The 19404-nt window shown below is 59.9% G+C and carries 19 protein-coding genes and 1 pseudogene; 13 read left to right on the plus strand and 7 right to left on the minus strand.

Annotated elements, in window-relative coordinates; genetic code table 11:
* Positions 1-3: 3 nt before the first annotated feature.
* Positions 4-810 (minus strand): sulfite exporter TauE/SafE family protein, encoded by an 807-nt coding sequence (locus tag PMI27_RS20620; RefSeq protein WP_008149729.1) that lies wholly within the window; start codon positions 808-810, stop codon positions 4-6.
* Between the two features lie 161 nt (positions 811-971).
* Here PMI27_RS20620 and PMI27_RS20615 point away from each other — a divergent pair, with 161 nt between their 5' ends.
* A complete protein-coding gene (locus tag PMI27_RS20615; protein WP_008149728.1) occupies positions 972-1835 on the plus strand; it encodes an MBL fold metallo-hydrolase in 864 nt (287 codons plus the stop codon).
* 114 nt (positions 1836-1949) lie between these two features.
* On the opposite strand, the gene bkdR is transcribed toward PMI27_RS20615, so the two are convergent.
* Positions 1950-2435, minus strand: coding sequence for a Bkd operon transcriptional regulator BkdR (gene bkdR / locus PMI27_RS20610; RefSeq protein ID WP_008149727.1), 486 nt, complete (start codon positions 2433-2435; stop codon positions 1950-1952).
* Between the two features lie 185 nt (positions 2436-2620).
* On the opposite strand from bkdR, the gene PMI27_RS20605 reads away from it, so the two are divergent.
* From PMI27_RS20605 to PMI27_RS20585, 5 genes are all read left to right on the plus strand, one after another.
* On the plus strand, positions 2621-3856 hold the full coding sequence (locus PMI27_RS20605) for a 3-methyl-2-oxobutanoate dehydrogenase (2-methylpropanoyl-transferring) subunit alpha (protein ID WP_008149726.1): 1236 nt from the start codon (positions 2621-2623) through the stop codon (positions 3854-3856).
* 1 nt (position 3857) lies between these two features.
* Positions 3858-4916 (plus strand): alpha-ketoacid dehydrogenase subunit beta, encoded by a 1059-nt coding sequence (locus tag PMI27_RS20600; protein ID WP_008149725.1) that lies wholly within the window; start codon positions 3858-3860, stop codon positions 4914-4916.
* Positions 4917-6188, plus strand: coding sequence for a dihydrolipoamide acetyltransferase family protein (locus PMI27_RS20595; protein WP_008149724.1), 1272 nt, complete (start codon positions 4917-4919; stop codon positions 6186-6188).
* 3 nt (positions 6189-6191) lie between these two features.
* A complete protein-coding gene (gene lpdA / locus PMI27_RS20590; RefSeq protein ID WP_008149723.1) occupies positions 6192-7574 on the plus strand; it encodes a dihydrolipoyl dehydrogenase in 1383 nt (460 codons plus the stop codon).
* 243 nt (positions 7575-7817) lie between these two features.
* On the plus strand, positions 7818-8837 hold the full coding sequence (locus tag PMI27_RS20585; protein ID WP_008149722.1) for a branched-chain amino acid aminotransferase: 1020 nt from the start codon (positions 7818-7820) through the stop codon (positions 8835-8837).
* Positions 8838-8936: 99 nt separating this feature from the next.
* Here the strand turns inward: PMI27_RS20585 and PMI27_RS20580 are convergent, their stop codons facing one another.
* On the minus strand, positions 8937-9851 hold the full coding sequence (locus PMI27_RS20580; RefSeq protein ID WP_008149721.1) for a LysR substrate-binding domain-containing protein: 915 nt from the start codon (positions 9849-9851) through the stop codon (positions 8937-8939).
* A 105-nt stretch (positions 9852-9956) separates the two neighbouring features.
* Between PMI27_RS20580 and PMI27_RS20575 the strand changes: the two genes are divergently transcribed.
* On the plus strand, positions 9957-10565 hold the full coding sequence (locus PMI27_RS20575) for a LysE family translocator (protein ID WP_008149720.1): 609 nt from the start codon (positions 9957-9959) through the stop codon (positions 10563-10565).
* Here PMI27_RS20575 and PMI27_RS20570 read toward each other — a convergent pair.
* Positions 10562-11326, minus strand: a complete 765-nt coding sequence (locus tag PMI27_RS20570; protein ID WP_008149719.1) for an ArsR/SmtB family transcription factor — start codon at positions 11324-11326, stop codon at positions 10562-10564. The two genes, PMI27_RS20575 and PMI27_RS20570, sit on opposite strands and share 4 nt — an antisense overlap.
* An 82-nt stretch (positions 11327-11408) precedes the next feature.
* On the opposite strand from PMI27_RS20570, the gene PMI27_RS20565 reads away from it, so the two are divergent.
* Positions 11409-12563, plus strand: a complete 1155-nt coding sequence (locus PMI27_RS20565) for a cytochrome P450 (protein WP_008149718.1) — start codon at positions 11409-11411, stop codon at positions 12561-12563.
* Here PMI27_RS20565 and PMI27_RS30295 read toward each other — a convergent pair.
* Together PMI27_RS30295 and PMI27_RS20560 are read right to left on the minus strand one after the other, a co-directional pair.
* Positions 12526-12738, minus strand: a pseudogene (locus tag PMI27_RS30295) (MEKHLA domain-containing protein); the annotation flags it as partial. The gene PMI27_RS20565 and the pseudogene PMI27_RS30295 overlap by 38 nt on opposite strands.
* A gap of 79 nt (positions 12739-12817) precedes the next feature.
* Entirely contained in the window at positions 12818-13699 is an 882-nt protein-coding gene (locus PMI27_RS20560; protein WP_008149717.1) for a LysR substrate-binding domain-containing protein, read from the minus strand.
* Between the two features lie 140 nt (positions 13700-13839).
* Here PMI27_RS20560 and PMI27_RS20555 point away from each other — a divergent pair, with 140 nt between their 5' ends.
* Complete coding sequence (locus PMI27_RS20555; RefSeq protein WP_008149715.1) at positions 13840-14871, plus strand: D-cysteine desulfhydrase family protein; 1032 nt, start codon at positions 13840-13842, stop codon at positions 14869-14871.
* Positions 14872-14874: 3 nt separating this feature from the next.
* Here PMI27_RS20555 and PMI27_RS20550 read toward each other — a convergent pair whose 3' ends face one another.
* Positions 14875-15213, minus strand: a complete 339-nt coding sequence (locus PMI27_RS20550; RefSeq protein WP_008149714.1) for an FKBP-type peptidyl-prolyl cis-trans isomerase — start codon at positions 15211-15213, stop codon at positions 14875-14877.
* A 146-nt stretch (positions 15214-15359) separates the two neighbouring features.
* Here PMI27_RS20550 and PMI27_RS20545 point away from each other — a divergent pair, with 146 nt between their 5' ends.
* The 4 genes from PMI27_RS20545 to PMI27_RS20530 all read left to right on the plus strand — a co-directional run bounded on the left by PMI27_RS20545 (position 15360) and on the right by PMI27_RS20530 (position 19396).
* On the plus strand, positions 15360-16424 hold the full coding sequence (locus PMI27_RS20545; protein ID WP_008149711.1) for a M4 family metallopeptidase: 1065 nt from the start codon (positions 15360-15362) through the stop codon (positions 16422-16424).
* Positions 16421-16744: a protealysin inhibitor emfourin gene (locus PMI27_RS20540; protein ID WP_008149709.1), complete on the plus strand. Its 324-nt coding sequence runs from the start codon at positions 16421-16423 to the stop codon at positions 16742-16744. The genes PMI27_RS20545 and PMI27_RS20540 overlap by 4 nt, the downstream gene beginning before the upstream one ends.
* Positions 16745-16847: 103 nt before the next feature.
* Positions 16848-17921: a sensor domain-containing diguanylate cyclase gene (locus PMI27_RS20535; RefSeq protein ID WP_008149707.1), complete on the plus strand. Its 1074-nt coding sequence runs from the start codon at positions 16848-16850 to the stop codon at positions 17919-17921.
* Between the two features lie 170 nt (positions 17922-18091).
* Positions 18092-19396: an MFS transporter gene (locus PMI27_RS20530; protein ID WP_008149705.1), complete on the plus strand. Its 1305-nt coding sequence runs from the start codon at positions 18092-18094 to the stop codon at positions 19394-19396.
* The last annotated feature ends 8 nt before the right edge of the window (positions 19397-19404 follow it).

Here is a 19404-nt window from a genome sequence, read left to right on the forward strand (position 1 = left end):
TTGCTAGACGCCCGCTCTAAACAGCATGTAAGCGGCGACCACGACACAGATGCTGGCGAAGCCGACCTGCAATCCCCGGGCCGGTACTCGCGCGCAAAGTCTGCGGCCAATGATCATGCCGACGATGCTCGCGACGATAAACGCCACGCCCAAACCGTCGATTCGCACCCCGGCCTGAAACGCGCCAATCACGCCGATGACGGAAATCAGGCTGATGACCATCAAGGAAGTGGCGACGATTCCACGCATCTGCACATCGGTCAGCTGCTTGAACGCCGGGACGATCAGGAAGCCGCCGCCCACCCCGAGCAGCCCGGAAACCACACCGGTCACTGCGCCCAATGCCGCGAGGGTGGCGGTGCACTTGGCGGTCCAGGAAAAGCGCCCGGTCTGCTGATCGAGCATGCAGTTCTTCTGGCCCCAGTTGGCATGGCCGTGGTCGCTTGGACCTTCGTCCTGGCGCTCACGACGCAGCATCCGCCAGGCCACCATGACCATCAGCAGGCTGAACAGGATCATCAGAATTTTTTCCGGCAACTGATGGGCGAAGTAGATGCCGATCGGCGAAAAAATCGCCCCCAGCAGGGCGATCAGCAACGCTGCGCGATAACGCACCAGGCCATGGCGTAACCCGTCAATGGCGCCGACAGCCGCCGCACTGCCCACTGCGAACAGTGCGACCGGCGCGGCTTGCGTCATGGTCCAACCCAACCCCAATACCAGCGCCGGCACCGCAAGAATGCCGCCACCAGCCCCGGTCAAACCGAGTACCAACCCCATCACCACGCCAAAGAAACTCGCCAGCAACATAAAACACTCGTGATCTGCGAAAAAAGCCGGGAGCGCCCGGTATCGATGACTGACAGGATAGAGCCCGCGCAGTTTTTTTCATTAATTGAATTGATGCGGGCTGGTCAGCGCAGGGAAAATGAAACTACCCTCATGGCTTGTCCTAAAAGAAAACGGCCACCATGCCCGCCTTGATTGAAGCTTTTTTAGACCCTGCCTCGTCGACCTACAGCTACGTCGTCTACGAGCACGATGGCGGGCACTGCGCCATCGTCGACCCGGTGCTCGACTACGACCCCGCCGCCGGACGAACCGCCACCACCCAGGCCGACAAGATCATCGCCTTCGTTCGCCAACATCAGCTGCAGGTGCAATGGCTGCTGGAAACCCACGCCCATGCCGATCACCTGTCCGCTGCGCCTTATCTGCGTAGGGAACTGGGCGGGAAGATTGCGATTGGTCAGTCGATCAGCAAGGTTCAGGGCGTATTCAAAACCCTGTTCAACCTTGAGCCGGAGTTCTGTATCGATGGTTCGCAGTTCGATCACTTGTTCGCGCCGGATGAATCGTTCCGCATCGGCAATCTCAAGGCCACGGCCCTGCATGTTCCCGGCCACACACCAGCGGACATGGCTTATCTGATCGACAGCGATGTGATTCTGGTGGGCGATACGCTGTTCATGCCGGACGTGGGCACCGCGCGCTGCGACTTTCCCGGCGGCAACGCCAACCAGATGTTTGCTTCGATTCGCAAACTGCTGGCCTTCCCTGCCAGCGTTCGGCTGTATGTCTGCCACGACTACCCGCCCGAGGGGCGTGAACCGCAGTGCATGAGTACCGTGGGCGAGCAGCGCAAAAGCAATATTCACATTCATGACGGCATTGATGAGGCCGCCTTCGTTACCATGCGCACCCGGCGCGATGCGGGGTTGGGCATGCCGACGCTGTTGCTGCCGGCGATCCAGGTGAATGTGCGGGCGGGGAATTTGCCGCCGGCTGAGGGCAATGGCGTCACTTACCTGAAGATCCCGCTAAACAAACTTTAAGATCAAAAGATCGCAGCCTGCGGCAGCTCCTACATTGACCGGGGACGACCGTGAACTTGCGGATGGTCCAAACCCTGTAGGAGCTGGCGAAGCCTGCGATCTTTTGATCTGCCGTCAGGCGAGGGTCAGCCCATTCGCCGGCAACGGCAGCGCAGTTTTATAGCGCACTTGCTTGAGCGCAAAGCTCGAGCGGATGTTCGCCACGCCGGGGACTTTGGTGAGGAAGTCCATCATGAAGCGCTCCAGCGACTGAATAGTCGGCACCAGCACCCGGATCAAATAGTCCGGGTCGCCGGCCATCAAATAGCACTCCATCACTTCCGGGCGATCCGAAATCGCCTCCTCGAAATGCTGCAACGCCTCCTCCACCTGTTTTTCCAGGCTGACGTGAATGAACACATTCACATGCAGCCCCAGCAAATCGGCATCCAGCAGCGTCACTTGCTCGCGAATCAGGCCCAATTCTTCCATCGCCTTGACCCGGTTGAAGCACGGAGTTGGCGACAGGTTGACCGAGCGTGCGAGGTCGGCGTTGGTGATGCGCGCGTTCTCCTGAAGGCTGTTCAAAATGCCGATATCGGTACGGTCCAGTTTGCGCATGAGACAAAACCACCTGTTTTTTATGTTTATGCAGATTTTTTATCCTCAAATGATCGCCAACGCAACGAAACAGAGAGAAATATTCTTCTTGGCCCGGCCTATGATTGTTGTAGGACAAGATTTCTTTCATCGAAGAATGACGGTCAGCTCACTACAAAAAATTCACAAGATCGAGCGTAGAAGCCATGAACCAAGCGTACGAACCGCTGCATCTGCACGTTCCCGAACCATCGGGCCGTCCTGGCTGCAAAACCGACTTCTCCTACCTGCGTCTGACCGACGCCGGCACGGTGCGCAAACCCCCAATTGACGTTGAACCGGCCGACACCGCTGATCTGGCCAAGGGCCTGATTCGCGTGCTCGATGACGAGGGTAATGCTCTCGGTCCATGGGCTGAAGGCGTGCCGTCCGAGATCCTGCGTAAAGGCATGCGCGCCATGCTCAAGACGCGGATCTATGACAACCGCATGGTGGTCGCCCAGCGTCAGAAAAAAATGTCGTTCTACATGCAGAGCCTTGGCGAAGAAGCCATCGGCAGCGGCCAGGCCCTGGCTCTGAACGTCGATGACATGTGCTTCCCGACGTACCGCCAGCAAAGCATCCTGATGGCACGCGAAGTGCCGCTGGTGGACCTGATCTGCCAGCTGCTGTCCAACGAGCGTGATCCGCTCAAGGGACGTCAGCTGCCGATCATGTACTCGGTCAAAGACTTCGGTTTCTTCACTATTTCCGGCAACCTCGCCACCCAATTTGTACAAGGCGTGGGCTGGGGCATGGCCTCGGCAATCAAGGGCGACACCAAAATCGCCTCGGCCTGGATCGGCGACGGCGCTACCGCTGAATCCGACTTCCACACCGCCCTTACCTTCGCCCACGTTTACCGGGCGCCAGTGATCCTCAACGTGGTCAACAACCAATGGGCGATCTCCACGTTCCAGGCGATTGCCGGTGGTGAAGCCACCACGTTCGCCGGTCGTGGCGTCGGTTGCGGCATTGCCTCCCTGCGGGTCGATGGCAACGATTTCGTCGCGGTCTACGCCGCCTCTGCCTGGGCCGCCGAACGCGCCCGCCGCAACCTCGGCCCGACCATGATCGAATGGGTCACCTACCGCGCCGGTCCGCACTCGACTTCTGATGATCCATCCAAATACCGTCCTGCCGACGACTGGAGCTACTTCCCGTTGGGCGACCCGATTGCGCGCCTGAAACAGCACCTGGTGAAAATCGGTCAGTGGTCCGAAGAGGAACACGTCGCCGTCAGCGCCGAACTGGAAGCCGAAGTGATCGCCGCGCAGAAAGAAGCCGAGCAGTACGGCACCCTCGCCGGCGGCCAGATTCCGAGCGCCGCGACCATGTTCGAAGACGTCTACAAAGAGATGCCGGAGCACTTGAAGCGCCAGCGTCAAGAGTTGGGGATCTGACATGAACGATCACAACAACAAAATCGAGTTGGAAACCGCCATGACCACGACCACCATGACCATGATCCAGGCCCTGCGCTCGGCCATGGATGTGATGCTTGAGCGTGACGACAACGTCGTGGTGTTCGGCCAGGACGTCGGCTACTTCGGCGGCGTGTTCCGTTGCACCGAAGGCCTGCAGAACAAGTACGGCACCTCCCGGGTGTTCGATGCGCCGATCTCCGAAAGCGGCATCGTCGGCGTTGCCGTGGGCATGGGCGCTTACGGTCTGCGGCCGGTGGCCGAGATCCAGTTCGCCGATTACGTTTACCCGGCGTCGGACCAGATCATTTCCGAAGCCGCCCGCCTGCGTTATCGCTCGGCCGGCGAGTTCACCGCGCCGATGACCCTGCGCATGCCTTGCGGCGGCGGCATCTACGGCGGCCAGACCCACAGCCAAAGTATTGAGGCGATGTTCACCCAGGTCTGCGGTTTGCGCACGGTGATGCCGTCCAACCCTTACGACGCCAAAGGCTTGTTGATTGCCTCCATCGAAAACGATGACCCGGTGATCTTCCTCGAGCCAAAACGCCTGTACAACGGCCCGTTCGACGGTCACCACGAACGCCCGGTTACCCCGTGGTCGAAACACCCGGCCGCACAAGTCCCGGACGGTTACTACACCGTACCGTTGGACGTGGCCGCGATCACCCGTCCGGGCAAGGACGTGACCATCCTGACGTACGGCACCACCGTTTACGTGTCGCAAGTGGCGGCTGAAGAAACCGGCATCGACGCTGAAGTCATCGACCTGCGCAGCTTGTGGCCGCTGGACCTGGAGACCATCGTCAAGTCGGTGAAGAAAACCGGCCGCTGCGTGATCGTTCACGAAGCGACCCGCACCTGCGGTTTCGGCGCCGAACTGGTCGCCCTGGTGCAAGAGCACTGCTTCCACTACCTGGAAGCGCCTATCGAACGCGTCACCGGTTGGGACACTCCCTACCCGCACGCACAAGAGTGGGCGTATTTCCCTGGTCCGTCCCGAGTGGGCGCGGCTTTGCATCGGGTTATGGAGGTCTGAATGGGCACGCACGTTATTAAAATGCCGGACATTGGTGAAGGCATTGCAGAAGTTGAATTGTCGGTTTGGCACGTCAAAGTCGGCGACATGGTCGTCGAAGACCAGGTACTCGCCGATGTCATGACCGACAAGGCGATGGTCGACATCCCTTCGCCGGTGAACGGCAAGGTGATTGCGCTGGGCGGTGTGCCCGGCGAAGTCATGGCGGTTGGCAGCATCCTGATCAGCATTGAAGTCGAAGGCGCGGGCAACGTTAAAGAGTCGGCTCAGCCTGCACCTGTTAAAGAAGCACCGGTTGCGGCACCGAAAGTTGCCGCCGCTGTTGAAAGCAAACCGGTTGCCGCTGCAGCGCCGCGAGCTGCCGTATGCCAGGGCCCAATGGTCGCTCGCGAAGCTGATGAGCGTCCGCTGGCCTCCCCGGCCGTGCGCAAACATGCGCTGGACCTCGGCATTCAATTGCGTCTGGTGCGTGGCACCGGCCCTGCCGGTCGGGTGCTGCACGAAGACCTCGACGCCTATCTGGCCCAGGGTCAGCAGCCGCAATCGACCGCCGCCGCCGCTTACGCCCAGCGTAACGACGAAGAACAAATCCCGGTTATCGGCATGCGCCGCAAGATTGCCCAGCGCATGCAAGACGCCACTCAGCGCGCCGCTCACTTCAGTTACGTCGAGGAAATCGACGTCACCGCCGTGGAAGAACTGCGCGCTCATCTGAACGAAAAACACGGCGCGACCCGCGGCAAGCTGACCTTGTTGCCGTTTTTGGTCCGCGCTTTGGTCGTTGCCCTGCGCGACTTCCCGCAGATCAACGCCCGTTACGACGACGAAGCCCAGGTCATCACCCGCCTCGGCGCCGTGCACGTGGGCATCGCCACCCAAGCCGACATCGGTTTGATGGTGCCGGTGGTCCGTCACGCCGAAACCCGCAGCTTGTGGGATAGCGCTCAGGAAATTTCTCGCCTCGCTACCGCTGCCCGCACTGGCAAGGCCAGCCGCGATGAGTTGTCCGGTTCGACCATCACCCTGACCAGCCTCGGTGCCTTGGGCGGTATCGTCAGCACCCCGGTGCTGAACCTGCCGGAAGTGGCGATCGTGGGCGTCAACAAAATCGTCGAACGCCCGATGGTCGTCAAAGGCCAGATCGTGATTCGCAAGATGATGAACCTCTCCAGCTCCTTCGATCACCGCGTGGTCGATGGCATGGACGCGGCGCAATTCATCCAGGCCATTCGTGGCTTGCTCGAACAACCCGCAACCTTGTTTGTGGAGTAAGACATGCAGAATTTGAACACCACGCTGCTGATCATCGGCGGCGGCCCTGGCGGTTATGTGACGGCGATTCGTGCCGGTCAGCTGGGCATCTCGACCATTCTGGTTGAAGGCGAATCGTTGGGCGGTACGTGCCTGAACATCGGATGCATTCCGTCCAAGGCGTTGATCCACGTCGCCGAACAGTTTCACCAGACGCAACATCACAGCCAGCACTCGGCGTTGGGCATCAGCGTGTCGGCGCCGACGCTCGATATCAGCAAGAGTGTCGAGTGGAAGGACGGCATCGTTGATCGCCTGACCACCGGCGTGTCAGCGTTGCTGAAAAAGAACAAAATCCAGGTTATTCAAGGTTTTGCGAAAGTCATTGATGGTAAAACCGTAGAAGTCGGCGACACGCGCATTCAGTGCGAGCACCTGGTGCTGGCCACCGGTTCGAAAAGCGTGAACCTGCCGATGCTGCCGATTGGCGGCCCGATCATCTCCTCCACCGAAGCCCTGGCGCCGACGTCCGTACCGAAACGGCTGATCGTGGTCGGTGGCGGTTACATCGGTCTGGAGCTGGGGATTGCCTATCGCAAGCTCGGTGCCGAGGTCAGCGTGGTCGAGGCTCAGGATCGCATCCTGCCGGCCTACGACGCGGAACTGACGCAGCCTGTGCATGACGAACTGAAAAAGCTCGGTATAAAGCTTTACTTGAAACACAGCGTCCAAGGCTTTGATTCTGTTAGCAATACACTGCAAGCTCTTGATCCGAATGGCGACACCTTGAACCTGGAAACCGATCAGGTACTGGTAGCCGTCGGCCGCAAACCGAACACCCAGGGTTGGAACCTCGAAGGTTTGAACCTGGACATGAACGGCTCGGCGATCAAGATCGACAACCGCTGCCAGACCAGCATGCGCAACGTGTATGCCATTGGCGACGTGAGCGGCGAACCGATGCTCGCGCACCGGGCCATGGCTCAGGGCGAGATGGTTGCCGAACTGATCAGCGGTAAATCCCGCGAGTTCAACCCGACCGCCATCGCCGCCGTGTGCTTTACCGACCCGGAACTGGTGGTGGTCGGCAAGACCCCGGACGACGTCAAGGCTGCGGGTCTGGACTGCATCGTTTCCAGCTTCCCGTTTGCGGCCAATGGTCGGGCGATGACGCTGGAATCGAAAAGCGGCTTCGTGCGGGTCGTGGCGCGGCGTGACAATCATGTGATTGTCGGCTGGCAGGCGGTCGGCGTAGGCGTGTCGGAATTGTCGACGGCGTTCGGTCAGAGCCTGGAAATGGGCGCCCGACTGGAAGACATTGCCGGCACCATCCACGCGCATCCGACGCTCGGCGAAGCGGTACAGGAAGCGGCGTTGCGAGCCCTTGGCCACGCGCTGCACCTGTGATTCAGAACAATTGATGGCGGCAGAGATGGCCCCATCGCTAGCAGGCTAGCTCCCACATTTGGAACGCGTTCTCCTGTGGGAGCTAGCCTGCTAGCGATTTCTTGAGGCCAACTCGATTTATCTGTCTGTCATCCGATAGTCCGGGCTGCGAAATGGGCCCGGAATGAAGTATTGTTGTCCCCATCCAGAAAAACGTCAGAAGCCTTGAACCGTTTCGGCGGTTGTTAAGTGATAGAGGGTGTCATGGGTAACGAAAGCATCAATTGGGACAAGTTGGGTTTTGACTACATCAAGACAGACAAGCGCTATCTGTCGCACTGGCGTAATGGCGAGTGGGACAAAGGCACCCTGACCGAAGACAATGTGCTGCACATCAGCGAAGGTTCCACTGCCCTTCACTATGGCCAGCAATGCTTCGAAGGGCTGAAGGCCTATCGTTGCAAGGACGGTTCGATCAACCTGTTCCGCCCGGACCAGAACGCCGCACGCATGCAACGCAGCTGCGCGCGCCTGCTGATGCCGCACGTGTCCACCGAGCAGTTCGTCGAAGCCTGCAAGGAAGTGGTCCGCGCCAACGAGCGTTTCATCCCGCCTTACGGCACCGGCGGCGCGCTGTACCTGCGTCCGTTCGTGATCGGCGTGGGTGACAACATCGGCGTGCGTACCGCCCCCGAGTTCATCTTCTCGATCTTCGCCATCCCGGTCGGTGCCTACTTCAAGGGCGGCCTGACCCCGCACAACTTCCTGATCTCCAGCTACGACCGCGCCGCCCCACAAGGCACCGGTGCAGCCAAGGTCGGTGGTAACTACGCGGCCAGCCTGATGCCAGGTTCCCAGGCCAAGAAAGCCCACTTCGCCGACTGCATTTACCTGGACCCGATGACCCACACGAAAATCGAAGAAGTCGGTTCGGCCAACTTCTTCGGGATCACCCACGACAACAAGTTCGTGACCCCGAACTCGCCGTCGGTCCTGCCGGGCATCACCCGTCTGTCGTTGATCGAGCTGGCCAAAACGCGTCTGGGCCTGGAAGTGGTCGAAGGCGACGTGTTCATCGACAAGCTGTCTGACTTCAAGGAAGCCGGCGCTTGCGGTACTGCCGCAGTGATCACCCCGATCGGCGGTATCAGCTACAACGACAAACTGCACGTGTTCCACAGTGAAACCGAAGTCGGCCCGGTCACCCAGAAGCTCTACAAAGAGCTGACCGGTGTACAGACCGGCGACATCGAAGCGCCAGCGGGCTGGATCGTCAAGGTTTGATCCAGCGCTTCAGGCACTAAAAAAGCCCACCCCTCGCGAATGCGTCGGGTGGGCTTTTTGTTGGCCGGTGTATTTCAGCGCCGGTCACTTGCAGACGAATCACCCTGCAATCAACTGCCCCACCTGACCGGCATCCTCTTCGATCCGGGCAAACAGCCACTCAACAAACACCCGAGTCTGCACCGTCACGTCCGGCGCGACACCGTAGTAATAACGCGGCAACGGCATTCGCAATTCGGGCAACGGGCAAATCAGGCGACCGCTCGAGAGGTGGGTGCCCAGCAAAGAGGTCGGGCACAAGGCAATACCCTGTCCTTCCACGGCGGCCTCAAGCACGAGGTGCATGTGATCAAACTGCCGGGTGACCTGAGTGGCTGACTGGCCTTGGCCAAAATGCAGGGCCCAGTTGTGCCAATCTTCGCGACGCGCCTTGGCGGTCAGTAACGTGTGCCGGCTCAGGGACACGAGGTCTTCAAGGGCCAGGCGCTCGATCAGCGAGGGTGCCGCGACCAGCAACAGTTCGTCTTCGAAGAGGGCTCGCGCCTCAATCGCCGGCGCCCAGTCGTCACGACCACGGCGAATGACGATGTCGAACCCGTCGCGAGCATGATCGGGTGCCTGGGTTTGGGTCATCACTTGCGGTTTGATGTCCGGGTGCTGCGCAATGAAATCCTCCAGTCTGGGCGCTAGCCAAAGCATGGCAAAGGATGGACGGACATTGATCTTCACGGTCGGCAGCGACGCATGTTGCTTGAGCGCAGCCGCGGCGTTGGCGATCTGCGCCAGCCCGGCACTGACCTGCTCATAAAAGCGCTGACCGGCCGGCGTCAACACCGATTGACGGACACGCCGCTCGAACAGCAGCACACCCAGGTGTTCCTCAAGCAATTTGATGTGCCGGCTGACGGCACTGTGACTGACATGCAGCTCTTCGGCCGCCAGGCTGAAACTTTGATGGCGAGCAGCAACGGCGAAGGCGCGAACAGCATTAAGCGGCGGTAGTGGATTCATCATGTGTCTAATTTAGTCACATATGCAGCGCAATTAAAGCGTTTGTCACGCCCACGTCGTCACGCCAATCTGCCCGCACACAGCCAGCGCCACCTGACGGAGCAAGACATGAACAGCTACGGACTCTTTTTACTTTTCGCCACCTTGACCATTTTGAGTCCGGGGCCTGGCGTGGTCCTGACCCTGTCCAACGCGGTGCGTCACGGCTGGACCGGGGCAGTGCCGGGCATTCTGGGGATCGCCTCGGGTGCGTTTATTGTCGCCGCCATCAGCGCCACCAGTGTCGGCCTGATCCTCAGCACCTCCGCCAACGCCTTTACCGCGTTGAAATACGCAGGGGCCGCCTACTTGTTGTACCTGGGTTACAAAAGCTGGCGCTCGGCTGGTTTCAACACGCTGCTTGAAACGCGCCCCTCAAGCCCGGGCTACCGCTTCCTCGAAGCGGCTTCGATCCAGTTTTTGAACCCCAAGGCCGTGTTTTTCTTTCTGGCGGTGTTCCCGCAATTCATCGACACCTCAGCGCACTTCTCCACCCAGTTTTTCAAACTGGTCGCCTCCTATGGCGTACTGGTGATCCTCGTGCATGGCAGCTATGCCTTGCTCGCCAATGCCGCCAAAGGCTGGTTGTCGAGCCCGAAGGGTTCCTGGCTGGCGGCGAAAGTCTCGGGCGTGACCTTCGCCGGTTTCGGCGTGCTGATGGCCTCGGCCAGTCGCTAAGGTGCAGAACCGGCGCTCGCGCGACGCCGGGTCTCGGTGAACGCGGGTTGTGCTGTCGATACCTGAATCGGCAGTTCAACAGCGAACCGGCTGCTGAGTTCCTTGCGTCCCGTCGCGGTCAACGCCAGCGCCCGGCTGTCCAGGTCCTGGGTCACCCATTTGCGCTTGATCGCCGTTTGCAACAACGCCGCCCCCAACGAACCGCCCAGATGCGGGCGGCGCATGCTCCAGTCCAGGCACGGGCAGGCGAAGCGGCGACGCAGCGTACTCAGATCCTTGACCTCGATACCCAACCCTTCAAACAACACCTCACCGCTGTCGCTCAGTTGATAGACCTGTTCATCGGTTTCCAGCAGCCACCCCGCTTCGATCATCCGGTCATGCAGCAGCACTGCCAACGTGCCGGCCATGTGGTCGTAGCACGTGCGGGCGAATTGCAGGCGATCCGGGGTGCGCGAATTGAAGGTCGGCGCAGCGTTCTGGCCGATCACCATCAACGCTTCCAGCGCCTGGGCGACACGCTTGTCCGTCAAGCTGTAATAGCGATGTCGGCCCTGTACGTGCAGCCGCACCAGCGCCAATTCCTTGAGTTTGGCCAGGTGCGCGCTGGCGGTGGAGGCGCTGACTTCGGCAATCGCCGCCAACTCGGTGCTGGTGCGGGCGTGGCCGTCCATCAGCGAACAGAGGATTTTCGTCCGGGCCGGTTCCGCGATGGCCGCGGCCACGTGAGAAACGCCGATGTCGTGCTGTTCTACGTTCATATTTCGTTCCCGGACGAATCAAGGCCATTTCGAACTGGAGATAGTAGCAACACTTTTCCAACCACAAACAAGGCTACGCCCCATGGACCCGACCATCGCTGCGACTCATGCCGATCCTTACCCCTATTACGCACAATTGCGTGCGGAGGGCGGGTTGGTTTTTCACCAAGGACTGAAAATGTGGGTGGCGAATAGCGCCCGAGCCGTCGCGGCCGTGCTGGCGCATCCTGACTGTCATGTCCGACCGTCCCACGAACCGGTGCCCAAGGCGATTGTGGGCGGAATGGCCGGCAAGGTCTTTGGTCAGTTGATGCGGATGAATGAGGGCGAACGGCAGCGTTGCCCGAGGTCGGCGATTCAGCCAGGGTTGGCGTCGATTGATGTCGATGAAGTCAATGCGCTGGTCGGCGCTCGCCTGATCACTCCGGGCGCCGAAGGGTTGTACAACGCGATGTTCCGCGGGCCGGTTTGTGTGGTGGCTGCATTGCTGGGGTTCTCGCCGGCTCAGGGCCGGGCTATCAGCGAGCTGACCGCAGACTTCGTCACGTGCCTGTCGCCCCTTGGCGATCAGGCGCAACGGGATGCAGCGCACGTTGCGGCGGAACACTTGAGCGGCTATTTCGTTGAGTTGCTGGATGACCCGAGCAATCAGAGCGCCCTGCTCGCCGGGATCCGCCAGCGCTTCGAGGCAACCTCTGGCGACGCTGAAATGTTGATCGCCAACCTTATCGGGCTGTTTTCCCAGACCTATGAAGCCATCGCCGGACTGATCGGCAATGCGCTGTTGGCGTTGATTCGAAACCCGTCGCTGCACAGTGAATCGACACCGGTTGGCGACTTGATCGCTGAAGTTCAGCGCTTCGACCCGTCGGTGCAGAACACCCGCCGGTTTGTCGCTGCGCCTTGTGAAATCGAAGGGGTAAGCCTGAACCCCGGCGACGTGATTCTGGTGCTGCTGGCCTCGGCTAATCGCGATCCGCAGCTCAATGACCATCCCGACGTCTTTCTTCTTGATCGTCCAGACCGGCGTAGTTTCACCTTTGGGGCTGGGCGGCATCAATGTCCGGGGCAGTTGTTGGCGTTGAGTATTGCCAGCGCTACGTTGAAGGAGATTCTGGCAATGAAGCCCACGCTAGATCAATTGGAATGGCACTACCGCCCTTCCCTCAACGGCCGCATTCCGATCTTCAGCGACCGCGTCATCGTTCATCGCGAGCAGGCTCGCTCCCACAGTTGATGGGTGTCGCACACCAATCAACCCGACCAACCCGCTCCGCATCCGGCCAGAACAGTGCCGCCTGCCCCCGATGCTCACCGTGCCGATCGATCAGCGTCCAGACTTTGCCTTCATGAATCATGAAGGCATTGCCATCCCGATCCACCCGATAACCGCTGTAGCCATGAGCAATCCCGCCCTCCCACGCAAAGGCGTTGGTTTTTGATGCGCCGTAGCCTATCGAAACCCGCCTGAAAAATCCGCTTCCGCAACGGTCACGCCAATCGCTGCGCAACAAAATCGATAAAGGCTTTCAACTTCGGCAGTGATTTTCGCGAGCGTGGATACACCATCTGTACCGGCTTAGGCGGCGGCGCATAGGCGTCCAGGATCCGCACGAGTTCGCCTTTGGCCAACGCGGCCGACACCAGGAAATCGGGTTGCATCAAAATTCCCTCTCCGGCCACAGCCGCTTGCAGCAGCACTTGGCCGTCATTGCTTTTCAGCACCGCTCCTTCGGGCCAGGGAACCTCGCTGGCGCCGTTTTGCAAAGGCCAGGCAAAACGATTGTTCCAGGACGTGTGGGTGAGAATTCGGTGTCGGTGCAGGTCTTCGGGGGACTGAGGTTCCTGCCATTTTTCGAGATACCGGGGCGATGCGCAGATCACCATTCGATAAGGCGGCAATGGCTTGGCCAGCAGATTCACGCCGATCAGTTCGGAGATCCTGAACGCCAGATCGAATGAGGTCTCGTACAGGTCCACCACTTCATTGCTCAGAATCAGCTCGACCTGGATCTGCGGATAACACTGCATGAACGCCGACACCAGAGGACCGACCAAAGACACGCCGAGGGTCATCGGCGCGGTGATTCGCAACAGGCCGCTGGGCACCGGGTTCGACGCCTCCACCCGGCTGAACGCGTACTTCACCTGCTCCAGCGCCCGCTTGGCTTCTTCATAAAACAACCGCCCTTCCCCGGTGATGGATTGGCGTCGGGTGGTGCGTTGAATGAGCTGGGTGTTGAGGGTTTTCTCCAGGCTCTGGATATGCCGTCCAACCATGACCGCCGACATTCCGATGTCACTGGCCGCATCGGCGAAGCTGCCCGCCTCGACCACGGCGACGAAAACTTCCATTTGCCTGAGTTTGCTCATGACCATGCCTTGTAAAAGGAGGAAACGGAACGCTTGATTAAATACATCAGGTTAAAGGAGTAATAACCGGCAATGCGTTTATCACGAAGGCCGTTCTCCATAGAGTCACATTATTAAAGGTGAACAACGAGGCTCCATTGATGCAAACCCTACTGGACACGTCACTGAGTTCTTTTGCGCGGGCAGACCTTCTGCAAGGCCCCACGCCCATACAGCGCGCCGAACGCCTCGAACACCTGCTGGGCTTGAAGCCGCAGGGAATCGGCCTGTTTCTCAAGCGCGACGATCATATGCTGATTGGCGGTGGCGGTAACAAACTGCGCAAACTCGAATTCCATATCGGCGCGGCGCTGGCGGCCGGAGTCGACACGGTGATCACCGTGGGCGGCATTCAATCCAACCATGCGCGCCTGACCGCCGCGATGTGTGCTCGCCTGGGCCTGGCCTGTGAACTGATCCTGACCCGCGCGGTACCCAAAACCGATGTGGATTACGAACTCAACGGCAACGTTCTGCTCGACCAGTTGTTCGGCGCACAGCTACAGGTGCTTGCCGGGGGCAGCAACTCACTCGCCGTGGCCGAAACACGGGCCACGCAACTTCGGGATTCGGGGCGCAACGTGCTGGTGATTCCCACCGGTGGCTCAACGCCGCTGGGCAGTCTCGGTTATGCGCGCTGTGCAGCGGAGATCGCACAGCAAGAGACGGAACTCGGCCTCACCTTCAATCAGGTCGTGGTGCCCAACGGCAGCGCCGGCACCCACGCCGGGCTCGCGGCCGGCTTCCAGTTGCTGGGCCGAGGCACCTCGATCGTAAAATCCTATTCAGTTTTGTCCGATCGAGACACGTCAGCGGCCAGAACCCGGCAATTGACCCAGGACGCACTGGCGCTGTTGGGCAGTAGCGCCATTGTGCAGGCTGAAGAGATCGCCATTGACGGCAGTCAGTTGGGCGACGGTTACGGTCTGCCAACGCCAGCCATGCAGGAAGCAGTGCGCCTGATGGCTCGCGCCGAAGGCCTGTTGATCGACCCGGTGTACTCCGGCAAAGCGTTTGCCGGGCTGTTGGCCGATCTCAGGCAAGGGCGCTACCGTTCCGGAGACAATGTGCTGTTCGTGATGACGGGTGGAGCACCGGGTTTGTATGCCTATCGGGAGACCTTTCAGTCTTAGCGGTTAATCGTCGCGCGTCAGCACTTCCAGCAACTCAATCTCGAAAATCAAATTCGAGTTCGGCGTGATCTTGCCCATGGTCCGTTCACCGTAGGCCAGATGCGCCGGCACCAGCAACTTGCGCTTGCCGCCGACCTGCATGCCCATAATCCCTTGATCCCAACCCTTGATCACCCGCCCCGTGCCAATCACGCACTGGAAAGGTTTACCCCGGCTGTAGGAAGAATCGAATTCAGTTCCGTCTTCCAGCCAACCGCGATATTGGGTGGTAATCAGTGCGCCTTTGACGGCGGTTTTGCCGTCGCCCGGCTCAAGGTCAATGATTTGCAACTCGTCGTTCATGATTCCTACTCGTTCACTGTCGCCCAGTGATTGGGGCGCGGACGGAGGTTTTCGCAGAAACCGGCGCGCAAGGCAATCCACGGAACCGAAAGACCGTCATCCGGCTCACATGAATAACGACTTTCTATTCAGGAAAGGATGCTCTGATGACCGACTCATCACCGCTGTACAGTTTCATCCCGCCCTACATCCTCAACCGAATCATCGCCCACGGTTCCGACCGTCAGCGCTCCAGCGCCCAGACCACGCTGAGCCATGTCCGCCGTCTGCGGCACAATCCCGGACCGCCATTGCGACCACCCGCCAAAGCTATCCTGCCGCTGCCCGGCCGCCCCGGTCTGGCACAGCGCAGCATTCATGACGCGCAAGGGAAAATGCTGCTGCCGGGTATGCCTGTGCGACTTGAAGGCCAGGCGGCAACCGGCGATCCGGCGGTCGACGAGGCCTACGACGCAATGGGGGCCAGCTATGATTTCTTCTGGAAGGTGCTGGGTCGGGACTCCATCGACAACAAGGGTTTTGCCCTGATCGGCAGCGTGCATTACGGCCTTGATTACCAAAACGCATTCTGGAATGGCGCGCAAATGGTGTTCGGCGACGGCGATGGCGAAATCTTCGAGCGCTTCACCCGCTCTCTGGATGTGATCGGTCACGAGTTGACGCATGGCGTGATCGAAAGCGAAGCCGGTCTGGCCTATACCAGCCAGTCCGGGGCATTGAATGAATCGATATCGGACGTTTTCGGGGTGCTGATCAAACAACATGTACTGGGCCAGACCGCCGAAGAGGCTGACTGGCTGATCGGCGCCGACTTGCTGGCACCGCGCATCAAAGCTATCGGTTTGCGCTCGATGGCCCATCCGGGCACGGCCTATGACGACCCGCTGCTCGGCAAGGACCCGCAACCGGATCACATGCGCAAGTTCGTCATCACCCAGGAAGACAACGGCGGTGTGCACATCAATTCGGGCATCCCCAACCGGGCGTTTTATCTGGCCGCGATGGCGCTGGGCGGTTTTGCCTGGGAAAAAACCGGCCGCATCTGGTACGACACGCTGTGCGATAAACGCCTGAGTAGCGAAGCGACATTCAGTGCCTTCGCGCAATTGACTGTCGAGCATGCCCGGCAAGGATTTGGGGCAAAGGCAGTCGAGGCGGTGCGACACGGCTGGTCTGAAGTGGGCGTCGACCTGACGCCGGAGGAACAATGAAAACCTTGCCAACACTGGACAATAACGCGGTGGTCTGTGTCTCCCGCCAGGGCGGCATGGCGGCGATCCACAGTTTGACCCGCCCCCGAGAGATCGAATTCGCCCAATGCAATGCCGACCAACGCACCCGCATTTGCTCGTTGCTCGAGGGTTGCCTGCTGATGACGAGTTCATCTGCCGGTCGGGGCGATCAGCGCTTCTATCAAATCGAAGTGCGCTACCGCAGCGGCGAACAGGACGACCGAATGGTGATGAAGGTGCCTGAAGATCAGGCGCCTGGGGAATTGGTGCATCTGTGGGACAAAGGTGAACTGCTATAAGTTGGGCGCCCTTCGTAATAGGGGCTGATGATCGGGGGCCGTGTGAACTAACATAGGCACACCTCTCCCGATACGGCTGATACGCCACGATGGCGAAACCTGAATGAATGTCGACTGGACCAGCGCCGCCATCGGCTCAATGATGCTTGCCCTGATCGTCGCGTTGATCGGTCGCGAGCGCTCGCTGCAAAAGCAGCTGGCCGAGTATCGCGTGCTGATCACCAACCTGACGGATGGGCAAAATATCCATCAGGACGGTGACGCCGAACGCTTCAAGCGCAGCCAGTACTTCGCCCGTATCGGCACGTGGGACTGGGACGTCGACACCGACAAGCTCTATTGGTCGGACGCGATCTACGCCATGTTTGGCTTCAAGATCGACGAAGTAACGCCCTCCTACGCCTTGTTTTGCTCATGTGTTCACCCGGACGACCGGGCCAGGGTCCGGGCCGGGGAATTGCGTTGCCTGGCAACCGGCGACAACCATGACGAGGAATATCGGGTGGTCTGGCCCGACGGCACGATCCGCTGGCTTCGGGAAACCGGCAATGTGGTCAAGAACGACCACGATGCAACGATCAAGATGATGGGCGTGGTACGCGATATCACCGAGGAAAAAGCCTCCGCCAGCTACCTGCAACACTTGGCCCACTTCGACCCGCTGACCGGCCTGCCCAATCGTCTGGTGCTTGAGGAGCGTCTGTCCGAAGCGCTGGAACAGGCGCGCATCAGCGCTACGCGGGTTGCACTGGTGTTTGTCGACCTCAATGGTTTCAAGGCCATCAACGACCATTACGGCCATGCCGCCGGCGATCGGGTACTGATCACCACCGCCACCCGACTGAAGAAAATCCTGCGCTCAACCGATACCGTCGCCCGGATCGGCGGCGACGAGTTTGTGGTCATCCTTCAAGGCCTGCCCCAGGGCAACAGCCTGCAAGACGAAGCCCGCAGCATCTGCCAGAAAATCTTCGTCGAACTGTCGCCGCCGGTGACCATCGGTAATGATCAACGCCACATCGGCACCAGCCTTGGGGTCGCGGTGTTCCCTGACCATGCGCCGAGCATGGACCGGTTGATTCATATTGCGGATCTGGCGATGTATGAGGCGAAGCGCAGTGGGAATAATCAGTATCGGTTGGGCACTGAAAGCCCCGTACGCGCTCACAGCGAATAGCCCTTCGACGGTTTAACGCACCTTATGGGTTGCATTGATCCGTTTCACACATCAATGCATGCCAACAATGCAATTAACATATCGATCACCCTGCTCCACTATCCGCCCCAATAAGAACCGTGCGCCGCGTCCAGGCGGTGCACGTCATAAAAGCGGTGGAGTACACGTCTATGACAGCATCAACCCAACGGCCCTCGACTTCCGGTCGCTCCCGGGCCAGTGCGATTTTCCGGGTCACCTCGGGCAACTTCCTCGAACAATTCGACTTCTTCCTGTTCGGCTTTTACGCCACGCAGATCGCTGCCGTGTTCTTCCCGGCCAGCAGCGAGTTCGCCTCGCTGATGATGACCTTCGCGGTGTTCGGCGCAGGCTTTCTGATGCGACCGTTGGGCGCCGTCGTGCTGGGCGCCTACATCGATGATGTGGGTCGGCGCAAAGGGTTGATCGTCACCTTGTCGATCATGGCCAGCGGCACGATTTTGATTGTGCTGGTGCCGGGCTATGAAACCATCGGGTTGTTCGCCCCGGCCATCGTGTTGATCGGCCGCTTGCTGCAAGGCTTCTCGGCTGGCGCAGAAATGGGTGGCGTCTCGGTGTACCTCTCGGAGATCGCCACGCCCGGCAACAAAGGCTTCTTCACCAGTTGGCAGTCGGCCAGCCAGCAAGTGGCGATCATTGTCGCGGCGGCGTTGGGCTATGGCCTGAACCAATGGATGGCGCCAGCGATGATTGCCGACTGGGGCTGGCGAATTCCGTTTTTCGTCGGTTGCATGATCGTACCGTTCATTTTTTTCCTGCGCCGCAACCTTGAGGAAACCGAAGCGTTCGCCGCCCGTAAACACCGCCCGAGCATGGGCGATGTGTTCCGCACGTTGGCGCAGAACTGGGTGATCGTGTTCGCCGGGATGATGATGGTCGCCCTGACCACCACTGCGTTTTACCTGATCACCGTGTACGCACCGACCTTCGGCAAGACCGTGCTGCACCTGAGTACTTCTGATGCGCTGCTGGTGACCTTGCTGGTGGGCGTTTCGAACTTCTTCTGGCTGCCGATGGGTGGCGCACTGTCGGACCGCATCGGCCGTCGTCCGGTGCTGATTGCCATGGCCCTGCTGACCTTGGCCACGGCGTATCCGGCACTGACGTATCTGGTGCAGGCGCCGAGCTTCATCAACATGCTGTTGGTGCTGCTGTGGTTGTCGTTCATTTACGGTTTGTACAACGGCGCGATGATTGCCGCGCTGACGGAAATCATGCCGGTCGAAGTTCGGGTTGCCGGTTTCTCCCTGGCTTATAGCCTGGCCACGGCCGTGTTCGGTGGTTTCACCCCGGCGATGTCGACCTTCCTGATCCAATACACCGGCGACAAGGCTGCGCCCGGTTACTGGATGAGTTTCGCCGCGCTCTGTGCCCTGTGCGCGACGCTGTATCTCTATCGCCGTTCGACCGGTCGCCTGCAATCGGCGATGTCCTGAATCCTTCT

Origin of the sequence: Pseudomonas sp. GM41(2012) (genome assembly GCF_000282315.2) — a bacterium.
Taxonomy (GTDB): Bacteria; Pseudomonadota; Gammaproteobacteria; order Pseudomonadales; family Pseudomonadaceae; genus Aquipseudomonas.